This is a genomic window from Dyella sp., assembly GCF_036568765.1.
GTDB lineage: Bacteria > Pseudomonadota > Gammaproteobacteria > Xanthomonadales > Rhodanobacteraceae > GSA-30.
Map to the genome: position 1 here is coordinate 1 of NZ_DATCRY010000280.1, position 2,169 is coordinate 2,169.

Annotated in this window: 2 protein-coding genes; both read right to left on the reverse strand. The window is 62.5% G+C overall.

The features are described from left to right. A partial coding sequence (locus VIM98_RS17890; RefSeq protein WP_331994459.1) for a hypothetical protein occupies window positions 1-363 on the reverse strand: 363 nt, incomplete at its 3' end. Next, window positions 360-2,169, reverse strand: a 1,810-nt coding sequence (locus VIM98_RS17895) for a DUF2345 domain-containing protein (protein ID WP_331994460.1), incomplete at its 5' end; no start/stop codon positions are given. The genes VIM98_RS17890 and VIM98_RS17895, both read right to left, overlap by 4 nt.

Genomic DNA, 2,169 nt, shown 5'->3' on the forward strand with positions numbered 1-2,169 from the left:
GATCACCGCTGCGGCTTCGTCGCCAATCATCGCGCCTGCAAGGCCGCCGACCGCCGCGCAGATCGCCGGCCCAAACACGCCCAGCGCGGACGCGACAAGGATCACCCATTCCTGCCATTCAGGGTGCGCGGCATTTTGTGCATCGGTCGATACACCATCGTACCGCCTGCCAAGCCGCAAGCTCACCGCCGCCAGGTCGCGTGCGCTCGTGACAATCACCGCGCCGGGAATCGCTATCGCTGCCAGCATGTCCGCAACGATCACGCTCGTGGGGCGGTCCTCCGCAAATTCCCCGATTGCTAGCGACTTGAGCCAGTTCAGGGTCCCCACAGCGTCATCCCATACGTTCCCCAGCATGCTCATGCGTTCCTCCCGGTCGATGCCACCAGTTCGGCCAGGTCGTCGTCAACGGCGACGGTATGGATGCTGCTATGGGGATTGGGATCATCGAGATACTGGATACGGCCCCCGGTGCCCGCCGACAGCCCGCTTAATCGCACGTAACCGTCCGCGTCGAGCATGCCGCGCTGCTGCCTGTGGTTGTCGAGCAACGCCACATAGCGGCACCCCGCGACCGGCGAGCCATCGGCATAGATGCGCCGGAACTCCAGATCGGTGACAGAAGGCGCGGCGCGGGGCAAGGATGGCATGGGCGTATTGATCGACGCCTTGCCCTGCTTCTGCACGGTAATGGTCTTGATAAACAGATCGCCAGGACCGCCGAGCGTAATACTGCCGTCCTTGATCTGGACGAACGCGCCGCCGCACTCCAGGATGATTTCCTTGGCGGCGGACAGGTCGACCTTGCCGTTGACACTGGCGACGTTCACGTCCTTGTCCGCAGTGAGGGACATCGGACCGTTTTGAGCCTGGACCTCAACGGGCCCTTTTGCTGCAAAGATCTTGATTCCAAGCTTCTGCGCGAATATCGAAATGAGCTCGCCAGCGGCCACGGTGAAACGCTTCATGATGCTGAAGTCGACGTTCTTACCAGCCACGGCCGAGATGCTGCCCTGCGCCGAAACCTGCACACCCTGGCCCGCGACAATGCCCGCGAACGCCGGGGTACTCATGAGCAGCCCTGGTTTCTTCAGCCCGTCCAGTTCGTCGTTCATCTGCTTCTGTGCATCGGTATCCGCAGGGATAGCCTTCGCCGTCTTTGCCGACGCCGCTAACGCCTTCGCAATCTCCAGCGCGCGTTCAAGCTGCGCGATCGTCTCCTGCATGTCGAGCTGCTTGCCGTTTGCGGCCGGGCGATCATAAGCGGTGATGAGCTGCCCCCCACCGGCGCGGATCGCACCGTACCCCGACGTACGAAGCTCGACACCCTCGCCACGCTTCTGCTTCTTGCCGTCCACCAGATAACCGAGATTCAGTTGGCTCTTGCCCGAATGCTCGGTGGAGAGCTTGATGCCTTCCTCGCCCTGCCAGTCCTCGAAGCGCAGCTTGTTATTGCTCTGCGTGCGAATCACGTTGCGCGAAAGCCATCGCTGCTGATTCGTGATCAGGTCGGACTGCTGGCTGTTGTGATGGAATTGCGAGATATAAGGCTTGTTCGGATCGCCGTCCCGGAATTCCAGCACCGCTTCGTCACCGTCCAGCGCCGGGAAGTGAAAGCCCGTCTGCAATTTACCGGCGAAGGGCTTCGCCAGCCGCAACGGCACGCTCTCGCCGCCCGGATTCCATTCGTCAAAATCGCAGTCGAAGCGGACCGTGTAGTGGCCATCCTGTGTCAGGTACGCGTATTTGTACTGGCCTGGCGACGTGACCCGTGCGCTCAACGTGCCGCCGATCTTCGGCCACCCGTCATCCTCGAGCTTCAGGCGGAAGCGCCGGTCAGACGGAATTGCCTTGTACGTATTGCGGTAAGCCTCATCGCGCGCACCGCTATGCACGACCTCGATCACGACCTGCCCGCCCGGCGCGTCGGGCAGGCTCTCGTCCATCTGCAGGATTCGCCCGGGGCGCAGCCCAAGCGCGTTGCTCTCGCCTTCGTACACGACCTGCCAGGCAATCGCAGCCTCATGGCGCAGTTGCGCCTCCCATTTCGCGCCGTCCCGATCGAGGTGATGGGTGCCGTAGATATAGGGCTGGCCGTAGGTCGTCGTGTCCTTGCTGGCGACGTTCGCTTCAGCCCTGAAGCGCTCCCAGGCCTGGTCGGGGTTGTAG